Source organism: Amycolatopsis sp. NPDC026612, from assembly GCF_040638285.1.
GTDB lineage: Bacteria > Actinomycetota > Actinomycetes > Mycobacteriales > Pseudonocardiaceae > Amycolatopsis.
The window spans coordinates 61,644-77,386 of record NZ_JBEZYB010000006.1 but is presented as its reverse complement, the minus strand read 5'-3'; the positions used below and the strand labels follow the sequence as shown (position 1 = coordinate 77,386).

Sequence of the window (15,743 nt, the reverse complement as noted above, 5' to 3'; positions counted from 1 at the left end):
TGTTTCACTCCTTGGCTTCGGCGGGAGCGGCGAGCTCCGCCACGAGGTGCGCGACGATCTCGGAGGGCGTCCGGTCGTCGGTGACGATCTCGACGGTGGCGACCTCGCGGTAGACGGGCGCCCGCTCGTCGAGCAGTTTCTTGAAGGTGGCGCGGGGGTTGACCCCGGCCAGCAGCGGCCGTGCGGAGGACAGGCCGGTGCGCTGCACCCCCGCGGCGAGGCCGACGTTGAGGAACACCACGGTATGCCGCACCAGCCGGGCCCGGGTGCCCGGGGTGAGCGGCGCGCCGCCGCCGAGGGAGAGCACGCCCTCGTGCTCCGCCAGCGCGGTGGCGACCGCTTCCTCTTCCAGCGCACGGAAAGCGGGCTCCCCGTCGTCGGCGAAGATGTCGGAGATGCTGCGCCCGGCGCGCGCGACGATGTCGTCGTCGCTGTCCCGGAACGTGACGCCGAGCGCGGCCGCCAGCAGCGGCCCGACCGTGCTCTTGCCCGAGCCGGGCGGCCCGACGATCACCGCGCGCGGACTCACCACCGCTCCTCGAGGGCCTTGAGGTACGCCTCGGCGTTGCGCTTGCTCTCGGCGAGCGAGTCGCCGCCGAACTTCTCCAGGGCGGCGTCGGCGAGGACGAGCGCCACCACCGACTCCAGCACGACCCCGGCGCGCGGCACCGCACAGACGTCGGACCGCTGGTGGATGGCCACGGCGGGCTCCCCGGTCCGGACGTCTACTGTGGACAGTGCCTTGGGGACGGTCGAGATCGGCTTCATGGCCACCCGGACGCGCAGCGGCTCGCCGTTGGTGATGCCGCCTTCCAGGCCGCCCGCGCGGTTGGACCGGCGGGTGACGCCGACCGGGCCGGAGCCGCGGTCGATCTCGTCGTGCGCCTGGCTGCCCCAGCGACGGGCGGTGGTGAAGCCGTCGCCGACCTCGACACCCTTCATCGCCTGGACGCCCATCAGGGCGCCGGCCAGCCGCGCGTCGAGCCGCCGGTCCCAGTGGACGTGGGAGCCGAGGCCCGGCGGGAGGCCGTAGGCAAGGACCTCGATCACGCCGCCGACGGTGTCACCCGCCTTCCGCACGGCGTCGACCTCGGCGACCATCGCGTCGGTGCCCTCCTGGCTGAAGGCGCGCACCGGGCTCTCGTCGATGGCGGCTAGGTCTTCCGCCTTCGGCAGGGGGCCTTCGGGCGCGTCGGCCCCGCCGATCGAGACGACGTGGCTGAGGATCTCGACGTCGAGCAGCTGCTTCAGGAAGTTGCGGGCGACGGTGCCGAGCGCGGTCCGCGACGCCGTCTCCCGGGCGCTCGCGCGCTCCAGGACGGGACGGGCCTCGTCGAAGCCGTACTTCTGCATGCCGGGCAGGTCCGCGTGGCCGGGGCGGGGCCGGGTGAGCGGTTCGTTGCGCGCGAGGCCTTCGAGGATCTGCGGGTCGACCGGGTCGGCCGCCATGACCTGCTCCCACTTGGGCCACTCGGCGTTCTCGATCTGCACCGCGACCGGGCCGCCCTGGGTGAGGCCGTGGCGGACGCCGCCGAGGAACTCGATGTGGTCGGTCTCGAAGCCCATCCGCGGGCTGCGGCCGAAGCCGAGGCGGCGCCGGGCCAGCTGCTCGGTGACGTCGGCGGTGGTGACGGCGACCCCGGCGGGCATGCCTTCGAGCACGGCGGCCAGCGCGGGTCCGTGCGATTCACCTGCGGTGATCCAGCGCAACATGGGCTCAATCCTGTCACGGGCACGGGGCGGGGCGGGACATGCCTCCGGTCATACCGCAGCGGAGAAGAGAGCAGGCGGCGAACCGCGGGGGCGGCGGCCACGCCGAGGACGGCCGCGGCGGGTGTCGGCGTACCTGGAGCGGCGGCGTGCCTGGAGGGCTGGGCCGCGGACCTCAGGGCGTCGGTCCGCGTTCCTGGACGGTCGGTTGCGTGATTCAAGGCGCATCTCGCGTGACCAGGGCCGTATCTCGCGTGATTGGGGGCGTGACTCGCGTGATTGGGGGCGTCACTGGTGGGTGGCTCATCCGGAACCCCCTGCGGCCCGGATGAGCCACCACCCTCACAAGGTGAGCCTGAGCAGGGCCAGCCCGCTGCCTGCGCGGACCTCGAGGGCCGCCAGGTCGGAGCGCTTGAGCGCCGTGCCGATCACGATGCGGGCCGTGTCGTCCGGGACCGCGTTCCAGGTCGCCAGTTCCGTCTCGGCGCCGTTGCGGCCGATCGCCACGAGGATGTACTCGCCGACGCTGCGGTCGCCCGTGTAGCTGCACGACATGTCGACCTGCGTGCCCCACTCGAACGCGGCGAGGCGCGCGTCCGCGCGGACCGGGAACCGGCCCAGCAGCGTCATCGCCACCGAAGGCGGCGGTGGGGCGGGCGCGGGTCCGGGTCTGGTCGCCACCACGCCCAGTGCGACGCACGCCGCCACCGCGACCACCGCCGATGCCGTGGTCACCGCGAGCCGGATCCGGCGGCCGCGCCGGACGCGGCGGAGCACCGCGGGCAGCAGGTCGGGCGGGGGCGGGCCGGCGTCCGGCAGCACCGCGGGGGTGTCGACCCTGGCCAGCAGCCCGGGCAGCCCCGCCAGTTCGCGCACCGAAGCCGCGCACCGGTCGCACGAGCGCAGGTGGTCCTCGAACCGCTGCCGGTCCTCGGGGGCGAGCGCCCCGAGCACGTAGGCGGCGTCGAACGTCGCGAAGGGGTCTTCACTCACTGGGTCACTCCCCTCTCCTCGAGCACCAGGCGGAGTGCGCGCAACGCGTAGTGCGTGCGCGACTTGACCGTTCCTTCGGCCACCCCCAGCTTCAGCGCCGCGTCGGCGACGGAGTAACCCTGGAAGTAGCACAGCAGCAGCACTTCGCGGTGCCGTTCCGACAGCTCGCCCAGCGCCTCGGCGACCAGCCAGCCCTGCACCGCGCGGTCGGTGCCGTCGGCCACGGCCCGTTCCGGCGGCCGGTCCGTCACGACCTCGGAGCGGGCCGACGCCGAGCGCCAGCCGTCGATGGCGATCCGCCGCGCGACCGTGAACAGCCACGCCCGCGCCGAGCCCTGCGACTGGTCCAGCACCGCCGTCGACCGCCAGGCCCGCAGCAGCGTCTCCTGGACGACGTCCTCGGCCCGGATCCGGTCGCCGGAGGTCAGGTGCAGCGCGTAGGACCACAGCGCGGCCGCGTGCTCCTCGTGCAGCGCGCGCATCAGCGCCTCTTCGGCGACGTCCTTCACCGGCAGGGCCTCAGACCGTCGCGGGGCGGCGGTCCTTCACGAACATCAGTGCCACGCCGCCCACGATGCAGATCGCCTCGGTGATGACGCCCCAGTACTCCGGCTGGCTGTTGAACTGGTCGTGGTTGCCGGCGAACCCGACCGTCGCGGCCAGCACGTACGCGCCGAGCGTGAGCGCCCCGAAGCCGGCCGCACCGAGCGCCGGCAGCCAGTGCCGCCAGGCCAGAACCGCGATCGCGAGCACCAGCCCGGCGATCGCGTCGAGCAGGAACAGCGGACCGACGATGCCCGGGTAGTCCTCTGTCCACAGGAAGTAGTGCACGCCCGCCGAGCCGAGCAGCGCGGCCGCCACGACGATGCGTAGAACCCAACTCACCATGATCGTTCCTCCACTCCACACCCACTCCGGTACATACACGGAACAGGGGGCGATCCGGTTCACCGGGAATTGAACCGATCGGGTGGCGATCTCGTTTAGAGGTCATGACAGCCGAACTGCACTCCCGCCGCACCGTCCTCTCCACGGGTGCCGCCGTCGCCGGTGCCGCCGTCGGCGCCGTCGCGCTCACCGCCTGCTCTTCGGAGCCGAACGCCAAGTCCCCGGGCACCGCGCAGGCCCCGATCGCCGCCGGGACGCCCCTGGTCGCGCTGGCCGACGTCCCGGTCGGGCAGGCGAAGGCGGCGAAAGCCCCGGACGGTTCCGACGTGATCGTGGCGCGGACGTCCGAGTCGGCCGCCGCCGCGTTCAGTGCCGTCTGCACGCACCAGGGCTGCACGGTCGCCCCGAAGGGCGCCGACCTGATCTGCCCGTGCCACGGTTCGGTGTTCAACGCGCTCACCGGCGAGGTCAAGCAGGGCCCGGCGAACAAGCCGCTGCCGTCCGTGCCGGTCAAGGTCGAGAACGGGAAGGTCGTCACCGGCTGACGAGCCGGACGCGCGAACGGGCCCTGGTGGATCATCGTCCACCAGGGCCCGTTCGCTCGCTTTCGGGGGTCCGGGTGGCGAAGCCCCGGTTGTCACCGCGTGACGCGAGAACTCAGGCGTCCCAGGCGAACAGCCGGTCGCCGGCGGCGACCTCGCGCTCGGTGTCCAAACCGGACAAAACTTCCGCCGAGGCGTCCAGTGCGACGACCGGGACGATCGCCGAGTAGCCCGCCGCGGTCACCGCCTCCGGGTCCCAGCTGACGATCGGCTGGCCGGCCCGCACCTGCTCGCCCTTGACGACGTGCAGCGTGAAGCCCTCGCCCTTCTCCTTGACCGTGTCGATGCCGAGGTGGACCAGCACGGCCTTGCCGTCCTCGGTCGCCACGACGTAGGCGTGCGGGTGCAGGGTCGCCACCGTGCCGTCGACCGGCGCGACCGCGTCCGCGCGACCGCCCGTGGGCTGGACCGCGATGCCCGGACCCACCATGGCCTGCGCGAACACCGGGTCGGGGACCTCGGTGATCGGCACCACGCGCCCGGCGACCGGGCTGAGGATTTCCGAGGTCACAGCAGGTCCTCGATGTCGCTGGCGATCGTGTCCGCTTCCGGCCCGACGATCACCTGCAGGGCCGAGGACCCCATCTTGACCACGCCCATCGCGCCGGCCTTCTTGAGCGCCCCCTCGTCGACGAGGCTCATGTCCTCGACCTCGCAGCGCAGCCGCGTGATGCAGCCCTCGATCTCGGTGAGGTTCTCCGTGCCGCCGAGCGCGGCGAGGATCTTCTCGGGCCTGTCATCCGCCATCGCGGTCTCCTTGATCACTGTTTGTTCCCAACCTGACGCGAACCGCGTGTCCACCTGTACTACGCCGTTCGTCGGCATGCACCCCGCCGCGGGCCACGAACGGATAACGGTGGGTTGACACCCGTCCGCGCGGCGGAGCATCCTGCCCCATCGGATCATTGGTCTAGACCGGAACGTACCAATGTTCCGGGCCGGAAGCGAGCACCGGTCCCCCGGTGAAGCGAGAACGAGGAGGGTGACGCCGATGAGCGCGGCCGCGCACGTCCCGCCACCCGACCGGGTCGTCAACGGGCCCACGCCCAAGCACGCCCAGCTGCGGGAAATCCTCCGCCGCACGGTGGAGCGCGAGCTCCCGCCGGGCGCGCCGATCCCGTCGGAACGCGAGCTGGCGCAGCGCTACGGCGTGTCGCGGCTCACGGTCCGGTCGGCGATCGGCAAGCTGGTCGAGGAGGGCCTGCTCGCCCGGGTCCGCGGCAAGGGCACGTTCACCGCGGCCCGGCGGATGGAGCTGCAGCTCTACCTGATGTCGTTCACCGACGACATGCGGAGGCGGGGGCTGACCCCGACGACCGAGGTGGTCTCGGCGGCCACCGAGGTGCCACCCACCGCCTCGGCACACGCCCTCGGCCTGGCCGAGGGCGCAACCGCGCACCACCTGGTGCGGTTGCGCCACGCCGACGGCGTGCCACTGGCCGTCGAGCGCGGCTGGTACCACGCGGGCCGGGCCCCCGGCCTGCTCGGGCTCGACCTGACCCAGTCCATTTACTCGCAACTGGCCGAGACGTACGGTGTGCGTCCCGACCAGGCGTGGCAGACGGTCTGGGCCGAAGGCGCGGACCGCGAGACGGCCCGGCTGCTCGGCATGCGCGCCGGCAGCCCGCTGCTCGTGTTCCGCCGGGTCTCCAGCGCGAACGGCGACCCGATCGAAGACATCACGTCCTGGTACCGGGGAGATCACTACCAGGTGACCATGCAGTTGGACCGGAACACCCCGGAACCCGGTCAACCACCCCACTATGGAGGATCCAGATGAGCTCCACCACCGCGGAGGGGGCGAAGAAGAGCGGCGGCGGCCTCGCCGGTCTTCAGCGCTTCGGCCGCAGCCTCATGCTTCCCATCGCCACGCTCCCTGCGGCCGGCCTGCTCAGCAGGCTGGGCCAGCCGGACGTCCTCGGCGCGGACGGCCTGGGCTGGGACAAGGTCGCCGACGTCGTCGGCGCGGCAGGCGGCGGCCTGTTCGACTGGCTCCCGCTGCTGTTCGCGATCGGTATCGCGGTCGGCTTCGCCCGCAAGGGTGACGGCTCCACGGCGGTCGCCGCGGCCGTCGGCTGGGTCGTGTTCAACAAGGTCATCCAGGCCATCGCGCCGATCAAGAGCCAGGAAGGCTACAAGCCGGGCTGGGACCTGGCCCCGATCCACTGGCCCTACAGCGTCCTGACCGGCATCATTTCCGGCATCGTCGCGGCACTGCTGTGGCAGCGCTTCTACCGGATCAAGCTGCCCGCGTGGCTGGCGTTCTTCGGCGGCCGCCGGTTCGTGCCGATCATCACGGCGTTCGCGATGATCATCCTGGGTGTCGTCTTCGGCATCGTCTTCAAGTGGGTCGACGCGGGCATCCACAACATCGGCGAGGTCATCGTCGGTTCGCCGGTGGTCGGTGGCGGGATCTACGGTTTCCTGAACCGCCTGCTCATCCCGGTCGGTCTGCACCAGCTGCTGAACGTCCCGATGTGGTTCATCTTCGGCGGCGGCGACCTGACCAACTTCTTCAACCACGTCCAGGGCTCGGGCGTCTTCATGACCGGGTTCTTCCCGATCTTCATGTTCGCCCTGCCCGCCGCGGCGCTGGCGATCTGGCAGACCGCCCGCCCGGCGCAGAAGAAGATCGTCGGCGGTGTGATGATCGCGGCCGCGCTGACCTCGTTCATCACCGGTGTCACCGAGCCGATCGAGTTCTCGTTCATGTTCGTGGCGTGGCCGCTGTACATCTTCCACGCGATCATGACCGGCCTCTCCCTGGCACTGGTGAACTCCCTGGGCATCCACCTGGGCTTCTCCTTCTCCGGTGGGGCGATCGACTTCGCGCTGAACTCCAGCCTGGACACCGCGCACAAGGCGTGGCTGCTCATCCCGATCGGGCTCGTGTTCGCGGTGATCTACTACTTCGTGTTCCGCTTCGTCATCACGAAGTGGAACCTGCGGACGCCGGGCCGTGAGGACGACTCGGTCGAGGCGGACCTCGAGCGGACCGCCGCGAAGTAACATCGGCACCGACGCAACCCCAGGACAGGAGAGGACGAACATGCCGGAGAAACGCGTCGCCGTGGCCAGCAAGGTGGGCCTGCACGCCCGGCCGGCCGCGCTGGTGGCGAAGGCGGCCGCGGCGCAGCCCGTCGCGGTGCAGATCGCCAAGGCCGGCGGGAACCCGGTGGCCGCCGGCAGCGTGCTCAACCTGATGACGCTGGCCGCGGGCTACGGCGACGAGGTCGTCATCAGCGCCGAGGGCGAGGGCGCCGAGGAGGCCGTGGAAGCGGTCGCCCAGCTGGTCGCCACCGACCTGGACGCCTGAGCAGTACCCTCACGAAGGCCTTCGCACCGGCTCCCCGACAGCCGGTGCGGAGGCCTTCGCGGCGTTTCGTAGGCTGGCTCCATGGAGAGCGTGCGCCTGATCGACGAGTGGCCCGTGGACAACGCCGCGACGGCCGTCGTGGCCGCCGACGGGAGCGTCGTGGGCGGCCACGGCGACACCGCGCGGAAGTTCCGGCTGGCCTCGGTCACCAAGCCGCTGACCGCCTACGCCGCGCTCATCGCGGTCGAGGAGGGGGTCGTCGAGCTGGACACCCCGGCCGGGCCCGATGGCTCGACCGTGCGGCACCTGCTCGCCCACACCTCCGGCCTCGCTTTCGACGCCCACAAGGCGATGGCCGCGCCGGGCACCCGGCGGCTCTACTCCAACGCCGGGTTCGAGCAGCTGGCCGGCGTGCTGGCCGAGCACTCCGGCATCCCGTTCGCGCAGTACCAGGCCGAGGCGCTGTTCGCCCCGCTCGGCATGGCGAACACCACCCTCGACGGCTCCCCCGCGGCCGGCGCGGTGTCCACTGTGGACGACCTGGTCGCCTTCGCCGCCGAGCTGCAGGCCCCGAAGCTGCTGGATCCGGGCACCGTCGCCGAGGCCACGGCGGTCGTCTTCCCCGGGCTTTCCGGGGTCCTGCCCGGGTTCGGCCACCAGAAGCCCAACGACTGGGGCCTCGGCTTCGAGATCCGCGACCACAAGAGCCCGCACTGGACCGGCTCGGCCAGCTCGCCGCGGACCTTCGGCCACTTCGGCCAGTCGGGCACGTTCCTCTGGGTCGACCCCGCCGCGGGCGCGGCCTGCGTCGCGCTGACCGACCGCGCGTTCGGCCCGTGGGCCGCCGAGGTCTGGCCGCGCTACACCGACGCCGTCCTGGCGGAATTGGGCGCCTGAGCCGGGTTTCCCCGGCTGAGGGTGAATCGCCGACCGGATGTGCTGCCCAACGACCCGGGCGGGACAGGGTCCAAAGACCCTGCCGCCGCTCTCGCCGAAGTGGTGTTATCTGGGGGTGCAGGCCCGCCGCAGGGCCGGTGCGGGGACCTCGGGCCCCGGCGGGCCGCACACCTTCTTCACTCCGCCATGACGCGGATCGGCTTCCCGGCCTGGTAGGCCGCGATGTCTTCGACCGCGTCGCCGTAGAAGATCTCGTAGACCTCCCGCGTGACGAAGCCGATGTGCGGGGTCAGCACCGCGTTGTCGAGTGTCCTCAGTGGATGGTCGGCGGGGAACGGCTCGGTGTCGTAGACGTCCAGTGCGGCGGCGCGGATCTCCTTGCGGCGCAACGCGTCCACCAGTGCCGCTTCGTCGACGATCGGGCCGCGCGAGGTGTTCACCAGCAACGCCGTGGGCTTCATCGCGGCGAGCTCGGCCGCCCCGACGAGGCCGCGGGTGCGCTCGCCGAGCACCAGGTGGATCGACAGCACGTCCGAACGCGCGAACAGCTCGTCCTTGCTCACCGCGGTGACGCCGTGCGGATCCGCCTTCTCCTGCGTCAGGTTCTGGCTCCAGGCGATGGTCTCCATCCCGAAGACCTGCCCGATCCTGGCGGCGCCCGCGCCGAGCCGCCCGAGGCCGAGCAGGCCGAGCGTCTTGCCGTGCAGCATCGTGCCGACGCCGGTCTGCCAGCCGCCCTCGCGCATGGACCGGAACTCCTGCGGCAGGTTCCGCGACGCGGCGAGGATCAGCGCCCAGGTGTGCTCGGCGGTCGGCTCCCCGATGTACCCGGTGGCCGACACGACGACGCCGGCCCGCCGCGCCGCGGCGACGTCGATGGCCGCATTCCGCTTTCCGGTGCTGACCAGCAGCTTCAGGTCGGGCAGCCGCTCGAGCACCTCGGCCGGGAACCGGGTGCGCTCGCGCATCGCGACGACCGCTTCGAAGCCCTGCAGCTGCTTCACCACGTCGGTCAGGGGCTCGGCGAAGACCGTGATGTCGGCCTTGAGCGAGTCCCAGTCACCGAAGGTGAGCGCGACGTTCTGGTAGTCGTCGAGAATCGCGATCCGCATGACCTCACCGTAGTAGGTGGGCGCCTCAGCCGGTCCCGGTGCCGGGCGGCTCGGAGGGGAAGAGGATGGGGCTGAGCAGGTACCGGGTGCGGCCGGGGGCAGCCGGGTTGGCCAGCCGCGGGAGGATCGCGGCGCGCAGTTCGCCGACCATGGCGACGAGTTCGTCCCGGCTCAGCCAGATCGCGTGCTGCTGGTAGCCGACGGGGTCGGCCGACGGGTCGGCGTCGTCGCGGTCGAGGTAGGCGTTGAACTCGGCGACCAGGGCCGCGACCGCCACGGCGAACCCGCGCCGGTGGTCCTCGGCCGACATCGACGCGGCCGTGCCGGGGTCGATGGACGCCCGGTCCCGGCGCAACCGGTAGTGGCGCTCGACCGCGCCGCGGACCCGGCGTTCGTCGGCCACCTCCAGGACCGCGCCGGCGGCGAGCAGGTCGACGTGCCGGTAGAGCATGGCTTTCGAGACGTCCGGCAGGAGGGCGCCGAGCTGGGCGGTGGTGAGCGTCCGCTCGCCACGCAGGGCGTGCACGATCCGCAGCCGCACCGGGTGGCCCAGCAGTTCCAAAGTGTCCACTGCCCAATGTTCTCATGAAGTGATACCGTTCGCAAAACACGAGAACGTTGGGGGCGGGATGAGGAACACGGGTCCGGCGGCGGTCGCGCTGGCGGTCGTCGAAACGACGGCGGCGGGGCGGTTCGCGGAGGTCGAGGAGCGGTTCGCGCCGCGACTGCGGGCGGCGGCGTCCGCCGAGACGCTCCGGGTGGGCTGGGAGACGGAGATCGCCAAGATCGGGCCGGTCCGGGCGATCGGCGACCCGGTGAGCGAGCCGGCCAAGGCGGGGCTGGTCCGGGTGAGCGTCCCGGTGACCGGGGCGCGCGGGGGCCTCACGGTGGTCATGTCGGTCGACGACGCCGGCCTGCTGCACGGCCTCCGGCTCGCGCCGCCGTCCGGCCCCGCCTGGGAGCCGCCGGCCTACGCGGCGCCGGAACGGTTCACCGAGCGCGAGGTCACCGTCGGCGCCGGCCCGCTCGCGGTGCCCGGCACGATCACCCTTCCCCGGGGGCGTGGCCCGTGGCCGGGACTGGTGCTGCTCACCTCGGGGCCCACCGACCGCGACCTGACGACCGGGCCGAACAAGCCGTTCAAGGACCTGGCGTGGGGGCTGGCCTCCCGCGGCGTCGCGGCGGTCCGGTTCGACAAGGTGACCCACGTCCACCCCGCGGCCGGCTCCGCCGCCGGCTTCACGATGGCCGACGAGTACGTGCCGCACGCGGTCGCCGCCGTTCACCTGCTCCAGCGGCAGCGGAACGTGGACCCGGCGCGGGTGTTCGTCCTGGGACTCAGCGGCGGCGGCAAGGCGGCTCCCCGGGTCGCGGCCGCCGAGCCGTCGGTCGCCGGTCTGGTCAGCCTGGCCGGCGACACGCTGCCGCTGAGCCGGGCGGCCGTCCGGGTCGCCCGCTACCTGGCCGAACTGGACCCCGGCCCGGCTGCCACGGCGGCCGCCGAGTCGGTCGCGCGGCAGGCGGCGCTCGTCGAGGACCCCGACCTGTCACCCGCGACCCCGGCGGCGGACCTGCTGTTCGGGTGGCCGGCTTCGTACTGGCTGGACCTGCGGGACTACGACCCGGTCGCGACCGCCGCCGCGCTGGACAAGCCGATGCTCGTCCTGCAGGGCGGCCGCGACTACCAGGTGACCGTCGACGGCGACCTCGTGCGCTGGCAGGAGGGCCTGGCCCGGCGGCCCGGCGTCACGATCCGCGTCCACGACGCCGACGACCACCTGTTCTTCCGCGGCGAAGGACCGTCCACACCCGCCGGATACGTGTCGCCGCAGCACGTCGACCCGGCCGTGGTCACCGACATCGCGGAGTGGGTTTCGAGGGTGCGCTAGGGAACGAACACGTCCACCCGGACCAGGTGGTGGTCCGACGCGTCGTTCAGCCGGGCCAGCGGGTCCGACGGCACCGGCCAGAACACCTCGGCGCACCAGGGCACGAGACCCTTCGACGGCAGCACGTAGTCCGTCCGCAGGTTGCCCGGCGCGACGTCGTTGAAGTCGCCCGTGTCGAAGAACGGGTTGCTCTTCTGACCGACGTTCGCGCCGCCCTGGGCCTGTGCGGCGAGCACCGCACCCTGACTGCCCGGGTACGTCTCGATGACGCGCCGAGCGTGCAGCAGCCGGTCGATCGCGCCAAGGACGCTAGCCGCCCTTGCCCGGGGTCACGTAGTCGGCCCAGAAGCGGATCTCGTCGTTGTTGCGAGTGCCGTTGCGGTCTTCCGGGCCGTCGAAGCTCGGCGGCGTCGGGTGCGAGACCAGGAAGTGCACGGTCGACCGGCCGATCTTCGGCGGCAGGTCCCAGTGCGACTTCGACGACAGCCGCAGGACCGCCGGCTCGGCGGGGCTGTACCAGTCGTGCGGCGCCGGCGTGGCCGGGTCGTCGGGCAGCAGCGCGCCCGGCATGTCCTTCCACCGGAAGTGCTGGAACGTCCGGACGTGCGCGAGGTCGATCGGGTACTTCGACAGCACGAGCAGCCCGTACTGGCCCTCGAAGGCGCCGAAGCCCTGTGCGTCGTTGCCGCCGCCGACCGTGCCGCTGCGGTCGAGGTCGAAGCCGGTCGGGACGCCCGTGTTCACCGGCGCGGTGTAGGCGTACGGGGTAGTCGACGGGCTTCGCGCCGTGCCGGCCGATCGCCAGGTAGTTCTTCCGGAACAGGTCGGCGGCCGCGTCGCCGGGCACGTAGTCGAACTCGTTGATCAGCTGGACGTCCGCGCGGTTGCGCTGGATCACCTCAGCGACCTCCTGGGCCTGAGCGTTGCCCGGCGTCGAGAGGTCGGTGACCAGCTGCCCGGCGGCAGCCCGGTTCAGTGAAGCGTTGAACCACCAGGTGAACGGACGGCGTGACACAGTCCTCTTGAACGTGTTCAAAAAAAGGGCTACCGTCATTCTTGAACACGTTCAAACAAGGAGGAACCATGGACCCGATAGTCCTCGCCTACGCGCTCTACCTGGTGATCAGCATCCCGCTGACCGTGCTCGTCGCCCGGACGCTGAGCAAGCACGGCCGCACCTTCCTCACCGAGGTCTTCGCCGACAGCCCCGGCCTGGCCAACGCCGTCAACCAGCTGCTGGTGGTCGGCTTCTACCTGGTCAGCCTCGGTTTCGTGACGCTCTTCCTGACCAGCAGCACCTTCATCGTCAGTGCCCGCGACGTCTTCGAGATGCTGTCGGTCAAGATCGGCACGGTGGCGCTCGTCCTCGGCGTCATGCACCTGCTCAACGTCCTGGTCTTCAACGGCATCCGGCGCCGCCACCTGACGCCGAAGCCCGCACCGGTGCCGCTCGCCTACCCCGGCGCGCCGCAGGCCCCGCCCTTCCCCACGCCCTTCCCCGCGCCCTGACCCGCCGGCGCTAACGTGCAGCGCGTGGCCAAGAGCGAGGAAACGCGGTCCCTGATCGTCACGACCGCGATGCGGCTGTTCACCGAGAACGGCTACGACCGCACGACGATGCGGGCGATCGCCGCCGAAGCAGGCGTCTCCGTCGGAAACGCCTACTACTACTTCTCGTCGAAGGAACAGCTGATCCAGGGCTTCTACGACGAGATCGCCCGGCAGCACCTGAGCGCGGCCCGCCTGGTACTGGCCGGCGAAAGCGGCTTCGCCGCGCGGCTGAAAACCGTGCTGCTGTGCTGGCTCGACATCGCCGAGCCCTACCACCGCTTCGGCACGCAGTTCTTCGTCAACGCGGCCGACCCGGAGTCGCCGCTGAGCCCCTTCAGCGACGACTCCTCGGCCGCTCGCGAGGCGTCGATCGGACTCCTGCGCGAGGTGGTCGACGGCTCCGACGTCAAACTGGACCCGGAGCTGCGCGACCAGCTGCCGGAGCTGCTCTGGCTCTACCAGATGGGCGTGGTGCTGTTCTGGGTCCACGACCGCTCGGCCGGCACGAAACGCAGCCGGATGCTGGTCGAGCGCAGCGTTCCCCTGCTGGCCCGGCTGGCCGCGCTCTCCCGGCTGCGGGTGTTCCGGCCCGTCAGCCGGGAGATCGTCGACCTGATCCGGGACCTGGCTAAACGGGACTGACCGCCCGGAAGTACAGGAACCGCGGCTTCGTCCGCAGGTTCGCCGTCCACTTCGGATCGGCCGCGGCGGCCTCCGGGACCGGCATCGGCTCCACCAGGCGGTCCACCGCAAAGCCCGCGTCGCGGACCGCCTGGAACGTCCAGCTGAGCGGGCGCCGGTAGAAGCGCAGCACGTTGCCGGGCGGGAACTCGTCTTCCAGCAGCTCGACCTGGAAGTAGTTCTCCTTCCCGAACCACCGCCAGTCCTCGCCCGGGTGGTGCACCGAGAACACCAGCGCCCCGCCGGGCTTGAGGACCCGGCGGAACTCGGCCAGCGTCGGCCCCCAGTCCTCGAGGTAGTGCAGCACGAGCGACGCCGTGATCACGTCGATCGAGCCGGACCCGGCGGAAAGCGGGCGGGTGACGTCGGCGACCTCGAACCGCGCGACGTCGCCGAACTTCCGCCGCGCGACGGCGACCATGCCCGCACTGGAGTCGATGCCGAGGACGTCCGCGCCCCGCTCGGCCAGCAGCGCGCTCAGGTGCCCGGCCGCGCAGCCGACGTCCAGCACGCGCTTTCCCTCGACGTCGCCGGCCAGGTCCACGATCGCCGGCCGGTCGTACAGGGCGTTCGTGACGGACGTTTCCGCGTGCGCGGCGTAGGCCTCGCTGTGGTCGTCGTACTGTTCGGCCCGCGCGCGGCCGAGGATCTCTTCGACCACCTCCGTCTTGGCGTCGGCGTAGTGCTGGATGTACTTCCACGTCTTCGCGGCGAGTTCACGCTTCTTCGCCGCGTACAGCTCCAGCTCTTCCGGGTGCGCGCGCAGGCGGTCGCGGAACAGGCGATACCGCGGTGTCTGGCCGTTGCCCGGCGAGTACACGTGCAGGTTGACGTTGGTGTCCGGGCCCTTGAAGCAGCGGTGCTTTTCCCAGTCCGGCTCGCGGATGACGAGCCGGTAGCCCGCCGCCTCCAGCGCCGGGACGTAGGCGTCCTCGTCGTCGGAATCCGGTACCTCGAGGAGGATGTCGACGATCGGCTTGGCGCACAGTCCCGGCACGGACGTCGAGCCGACGTGCTCGAGGACGAGCACCCGCTCCCCCAGCGCACCCCGGATCCGCTCGGCTTCCCGCTCGAAGAGCCGCGGCCACTCCGGGTCGTAGTCCGCGAGCGTGACGGTCGAGTCGAGCTTCGGCGCTTCGCCGACCCACGCCCGCTGGACCTCTTCTTCGCTCAACGCGTCTTGACTGGTCATTCCGGTAGACCCCCTTCAGCAAGGCAGTCGACCAGATTATCAACGCGCGCAAGCAGTTTTTCGCTCGGCGCCCTCAGCCGATCGGCAGCGGGAGCAGGTTGCCCGTCGCCACGCGCAGCGCGTCCCGCATCGCCGCCCGCGGGGCCGGGCAGCCGGTGAAGTGTTCGGCCTGGCCGAACGCCTGGTGCAGCAGCATGTCCAGCCCCGTCGCGAGGCGGCCCCCGCGCGCCGCGACCGCTTCGGCGAGCGGCGTCGGCCACGGGTGGTAGATGACGTCGAGGACGTGCGCGACCACGGCGAGCTCGGCGACGTGCGCGGCGACCGCGTCGGGCGGCACGGTGTTCACCAGCACCGCCGCCCCGGCCACCAGCGCCGCGAAGTCCGTCTCGGACCAGCGCAGGACGTCGACGTCGAGCGAAGCCCGTTTCGCCGCGTCGAGGGTTTCGCCGGCCCGGGCCGGTTCGCGCACGACCAGGCGCACCTGCCGGACGCCGAGAGCGGCCAGTCCGACGACCGCCGCCGCCGCGGTCCCGCCTGCGCCGAGCACGATCGCGGTGTCCGCGGCCGACGGCTCGTAACCGCCGGCGGCCCGCAGTGCGCCGGTGACGCCCTCGACGTCGGTGCAGTCCGCGAGCCAGCCCCGCGCGGTGCGGACCAGGGTGTTGGCCGCGCCGACGGCGGCCGCGCGCGGCGTCACCTCGTCGGCGTGGTCCAGTGCCGCGCGCTTGCCCGGCATGGTCACCGAAAACCCGGCCCACTCCGGGCCGAGGCCGTCGACCAGCGCCGGGAGCTCCGCGGCGCCGGTCTCGATCCGCTCGTACGTCCAGCCGGTCAGGCCGAGCGCGGCGAACGCGGCGCCGTGCAGCACCGGGGACAGCGAGTGCGCCACCGGCTTGCCCAGCACCGCGGCCT

19 protein-coding genes and 1 pseudogene are annotated in these 15,743 nt (G+C 71.9%); 8 read left to right on the top strand and 12 right to left on the bottom strand.

The genetic code is table 11. From position 1 onward, the window contains the following. Positions 1 to 4: 4 nt before the first annotated feature. The 5 genes from AB0F15_RS08745 to AB0F15_RS08725 all read right to left on the bottom strand — a co-directional run bounded on the left by AB0F15_RS08745 (position 5) and on the right by AB0F15_RS08725 (position 3,591). Positions 5 to 529: a shikimate kinase gene (locus tag AB0F15_RS08745; protein WP_360267360.1), complete on the bottom strand. Its 525-nt coding sequence runs from the start codon at positions 527 to 529 to the stop codon at positions 5 to 7. After that, on the bottom strand, positions 526 to 1,713 hold the full coding sequence (gene aroC, locus AB0F15_RS08740) for a chorismate synthase (RefSeq protein WP_360267358.1): 1,188 nt from the start codon (positions 1,711 to 1,713) through the stop codon (positions 526 to 528). Before aroC ends, AB0F15_RS08745 begins: the two co-directional genes overlap by 4 nt. 339 nt (positions 1,714 to 2,052) lie before the next feature. After that, a complete protein-coding gene (locus AB0F15_RS08735; protein WP_360267355.1) occupies positions 2,053 to 2,703 on the bottom strand; it encodes a zf-HC2 domain-containing protein in 651 nt (216 codons plus the stop codon). After that, a complete protein-coding gene (locus AB0F15_RS08730) occupies positions 2,700 to 3,212 on the bottom strand; it encodes a sigma-70 family RNA polymerase sigma factor (RefSeq protein ID WP_360267352.1) in 513 nt (170 codons plus the stop codon). The genes AB0F15_RS08735 and AB0F15_RS08730 overlap by 4 nt, the downstream gene beginning before the upstream one ends. A 10-nt stretch (positions 3,213 to 3,222) precedes the next feature. Next, a complete protein-coding gene (locus AB0F15_RS08725; protein ID WP_360267350.1) occupies positions 3,223 to 3,591 on the bottom strand; it encodes a hypothetical protein in 369 nt (122 codons plus the stop codon). A gap of 104 nt (positions 3,592 to 3,695) precedes the next feature. Here AB0F15_RS08725 and AB0F15_RS08720 point away from each other — a divergent pair, with 104 nt between their 5' ends. Then, complete coding sequence (locus AB0F15_RS08720) at positions 3,696 to 4,136, top strand: Rieske (2Fe-2S) protein (RefSeq protein WP_360267347.1); 441 nt, start codon at positions 3,696 to 3,698, stop codon at positions 4,134 to 4,136. Positions 4,137 to 4,248: 112 nt separating this feature from the next. Here the strand turns inward: AB0F15_RS08720 and AB0F15_RS08715 are convergent, their stop codons facing one another. Beyond that, positions 4,249 to 4,704 (bottom strand): PTS glucose transporter subunit IIA, encoded by a 456-nt coding sequence (locus AB0F15_RS08715; protein ID WP_360267344.1) that lies wholly within the window; start codon positions 4,702 to 4,704, stop codon positions 4,249 to 4,251. Next, a complete protein-coding gene (locus tag AB0F15_RS08710) occupies positions 4,701 to 4,940 on the bottom strand; it encodes a glucose PTS transporter subunit EIIB (protein WP_034284356.1) in 240 nt (79 codons plus the stop codon). Before AB0F15_RS08710 ends, AB0F15_RS08715 begins: the two co-directional genes overlap by 4 nt. Before the next feature lie 244 nt (positions 4,941 to 5,184). Between AB0F15_RS08710 and AB0F15_RS08705 the strand changes: the two genes are divergently transcribed. The 4 genes from AB0F15_RS08705 to AB0F15_RS08690 all read left to right on the top strand — a co-directional run bounded on the left by AB0F15_RS08705 (position 5,185) and on the right by AB0F15_RS08690 (position 8,406). Then, positions 5,185 to 5,973, top strand: coding sequence for a GntR family transcriptional regulator (locus AB0F15_RS08705; protein WP_013224595.1), 789 nt, complete (start codon positions 5,185 to 5,187; stop codon positions 5,971 to 5,973). Then, the gene (locus AB0F15_RS08700) at positions 5,970 to 7,202 is read left to right on the top strand and encodes a PTS transporter subunit EIIC (protein WP_360267339.1); all 1,233 of its coding nucleotides are present in this window, start codon (positions 5,970 to 5,972) and stop codon (positions 7,200 to 7,202) included. Before AB0F15_RS08705 ends, AB0F15_RS08700 begins: the two co-directional genes overlap by 4 nt. A 40-nt stretch (positions 7,203 to 7,242) precedes the next feature. Further along, entirely contained in the window at positions 7,243 to 7,509 is a 267-nt protein-coding gene (locus AB0F15_RS08695; RefSeq protein ID WP_103335999.1) for an HPr family phosphocarrier protein, read from the top strand. 81 nt (positions 7,510 to 7,590) lie between these two features. Next, complete coding sequence (locus tag AB0F15_RS08690; protein ID WP_360267335.1) at positions 7,591 to 8,406, top strand: serine hydrolase domain-containing protein; 816 nt, start codon at positions 7,591 to 7,593, stop codon at positions 8,404 to 8,406. A 176-nt stretch (positions 8,407 to 8,582) separates the two neighbouring features. Here AB0F15_RS08690 and AB0F15_RS08685 read toward each other — a convergent pair whose 3' ends face one another. Then, positions 8,583 to 9,518, bottom strand: coding sequence for a D-2-hydroxyacid dehydrogenase family protein (locus AB0F15_RS08685; RefSeq protein ID WP_360267332.1), 936 nt, complete (start codon positions 9,516 to 9,518; stop codon positions 8,583 to 8,585). 25 nt (positions 9,519 to 9,543) lie between these two features. Beyond that, entirely contained in the window at positions 9,544 to 10,089 is a 546-nt protein-coding gene (locus tag AB0F15_RS08680; RefSeq protein ID WP_360267329.1) for a helix-turn-helix domain-containing protein, read from the bottom strand. A 58-nt stretch (positions 10,090 to 10,147) separates the two neighbouring features. On the opposite strand from AB0F15_RS08680, the gene AB0F15_RS08675 reads away from it, so the two are divergent. Beyond that, positions 10,148 to 11,407, top strand: coding sequence for a hypothetical protein (locus AB0F15_RS08675; RefSeq protein ID WP_360267327.1), 1,260 nt, complete (start codon positions 10,148 to 10,150; stop codon positions 11,405 to 11,407). On the opposite strand, the pseudogene AB0F15_RS08670 reads toward AB0F15_RS08675, so the two are convergent. Beyond that, positions 11,404 to 12,443, bottom strand: a pseudogene (locus tag AB0F15_RS08670) (endonuclease/exonuclease/phosphatase family protein). The gene AB0F15_RS08675 and the pseudogene AB0F15_RS08670 overlap by 4 nt on opposite strands. A 47-nt stretch (positions 12,444 to 12,490) precedes the next feature. On the opposite strand from AB0F15_RS08670, the gene AB0F15_RS08665 reads away from it, so the two are divergent. Then, on the top strand, positions 12,491 to 12,916 hold the full coding sequence (locus AB0F15_RS08665; protein ID WP_360267324.1) for a hypothetical protein: 426 nt from the start codon (positions 12,491 to 12,493) through the stop codon (positions 12,914 to 12,916). 24 nt (positions 12,917 to 12,940) lie between these two features. Continuing rightward, positions 12,941 to 13,600 carry a TetR family transcriptional regulator gene (locus AB0F15_RS08660; protein WP_360267321.1) on the top strand — a complete coding sequence of 220 codons (660 nt, stop codon included), beginning with the start codon at positions 12,941 to 12,943 and terminating at the stop codon, positions 13,598 to 13,600. Here AB0F15_RS08660 and AB0F15_RS08655 read toward each other — a convergent pair. Together AB0F15_RS08655 and AB0F15_RS08650 are read right to left on the bottom strand one after the other, a co-directional pair. Continuing rightward, positions 13,587 to 14,831, bottom strand: a complete 1,245-nt coding sequence (locus tag AB0F15_RS08655) for a GrpB family protein (protein ID WP_360267318.1) — start codon at positions 14,829 to 14,831, stop codon at positions 13,587 to 13,589. The genes AB0F15_RS08660 and AB0F15_RS08655 overlap by 14 nt on opposite strands. A 73-nt stretch (positions 14,832 to 14,904) precedes the next feature. After that, positions 14,905 to 15,735: a shikimate dehydrogenase gene (locus AB0F15_RS08650; protein ID WP_360267885.1), complete on the bottom strand. Its 831-nt coding sequence runs from the start codon at positions 15,733 to 15,735 to the stop codon at positions 14,905 to 14,907. Positions 15,736 to 15,743: the final 8 nt, after the last annotated feature.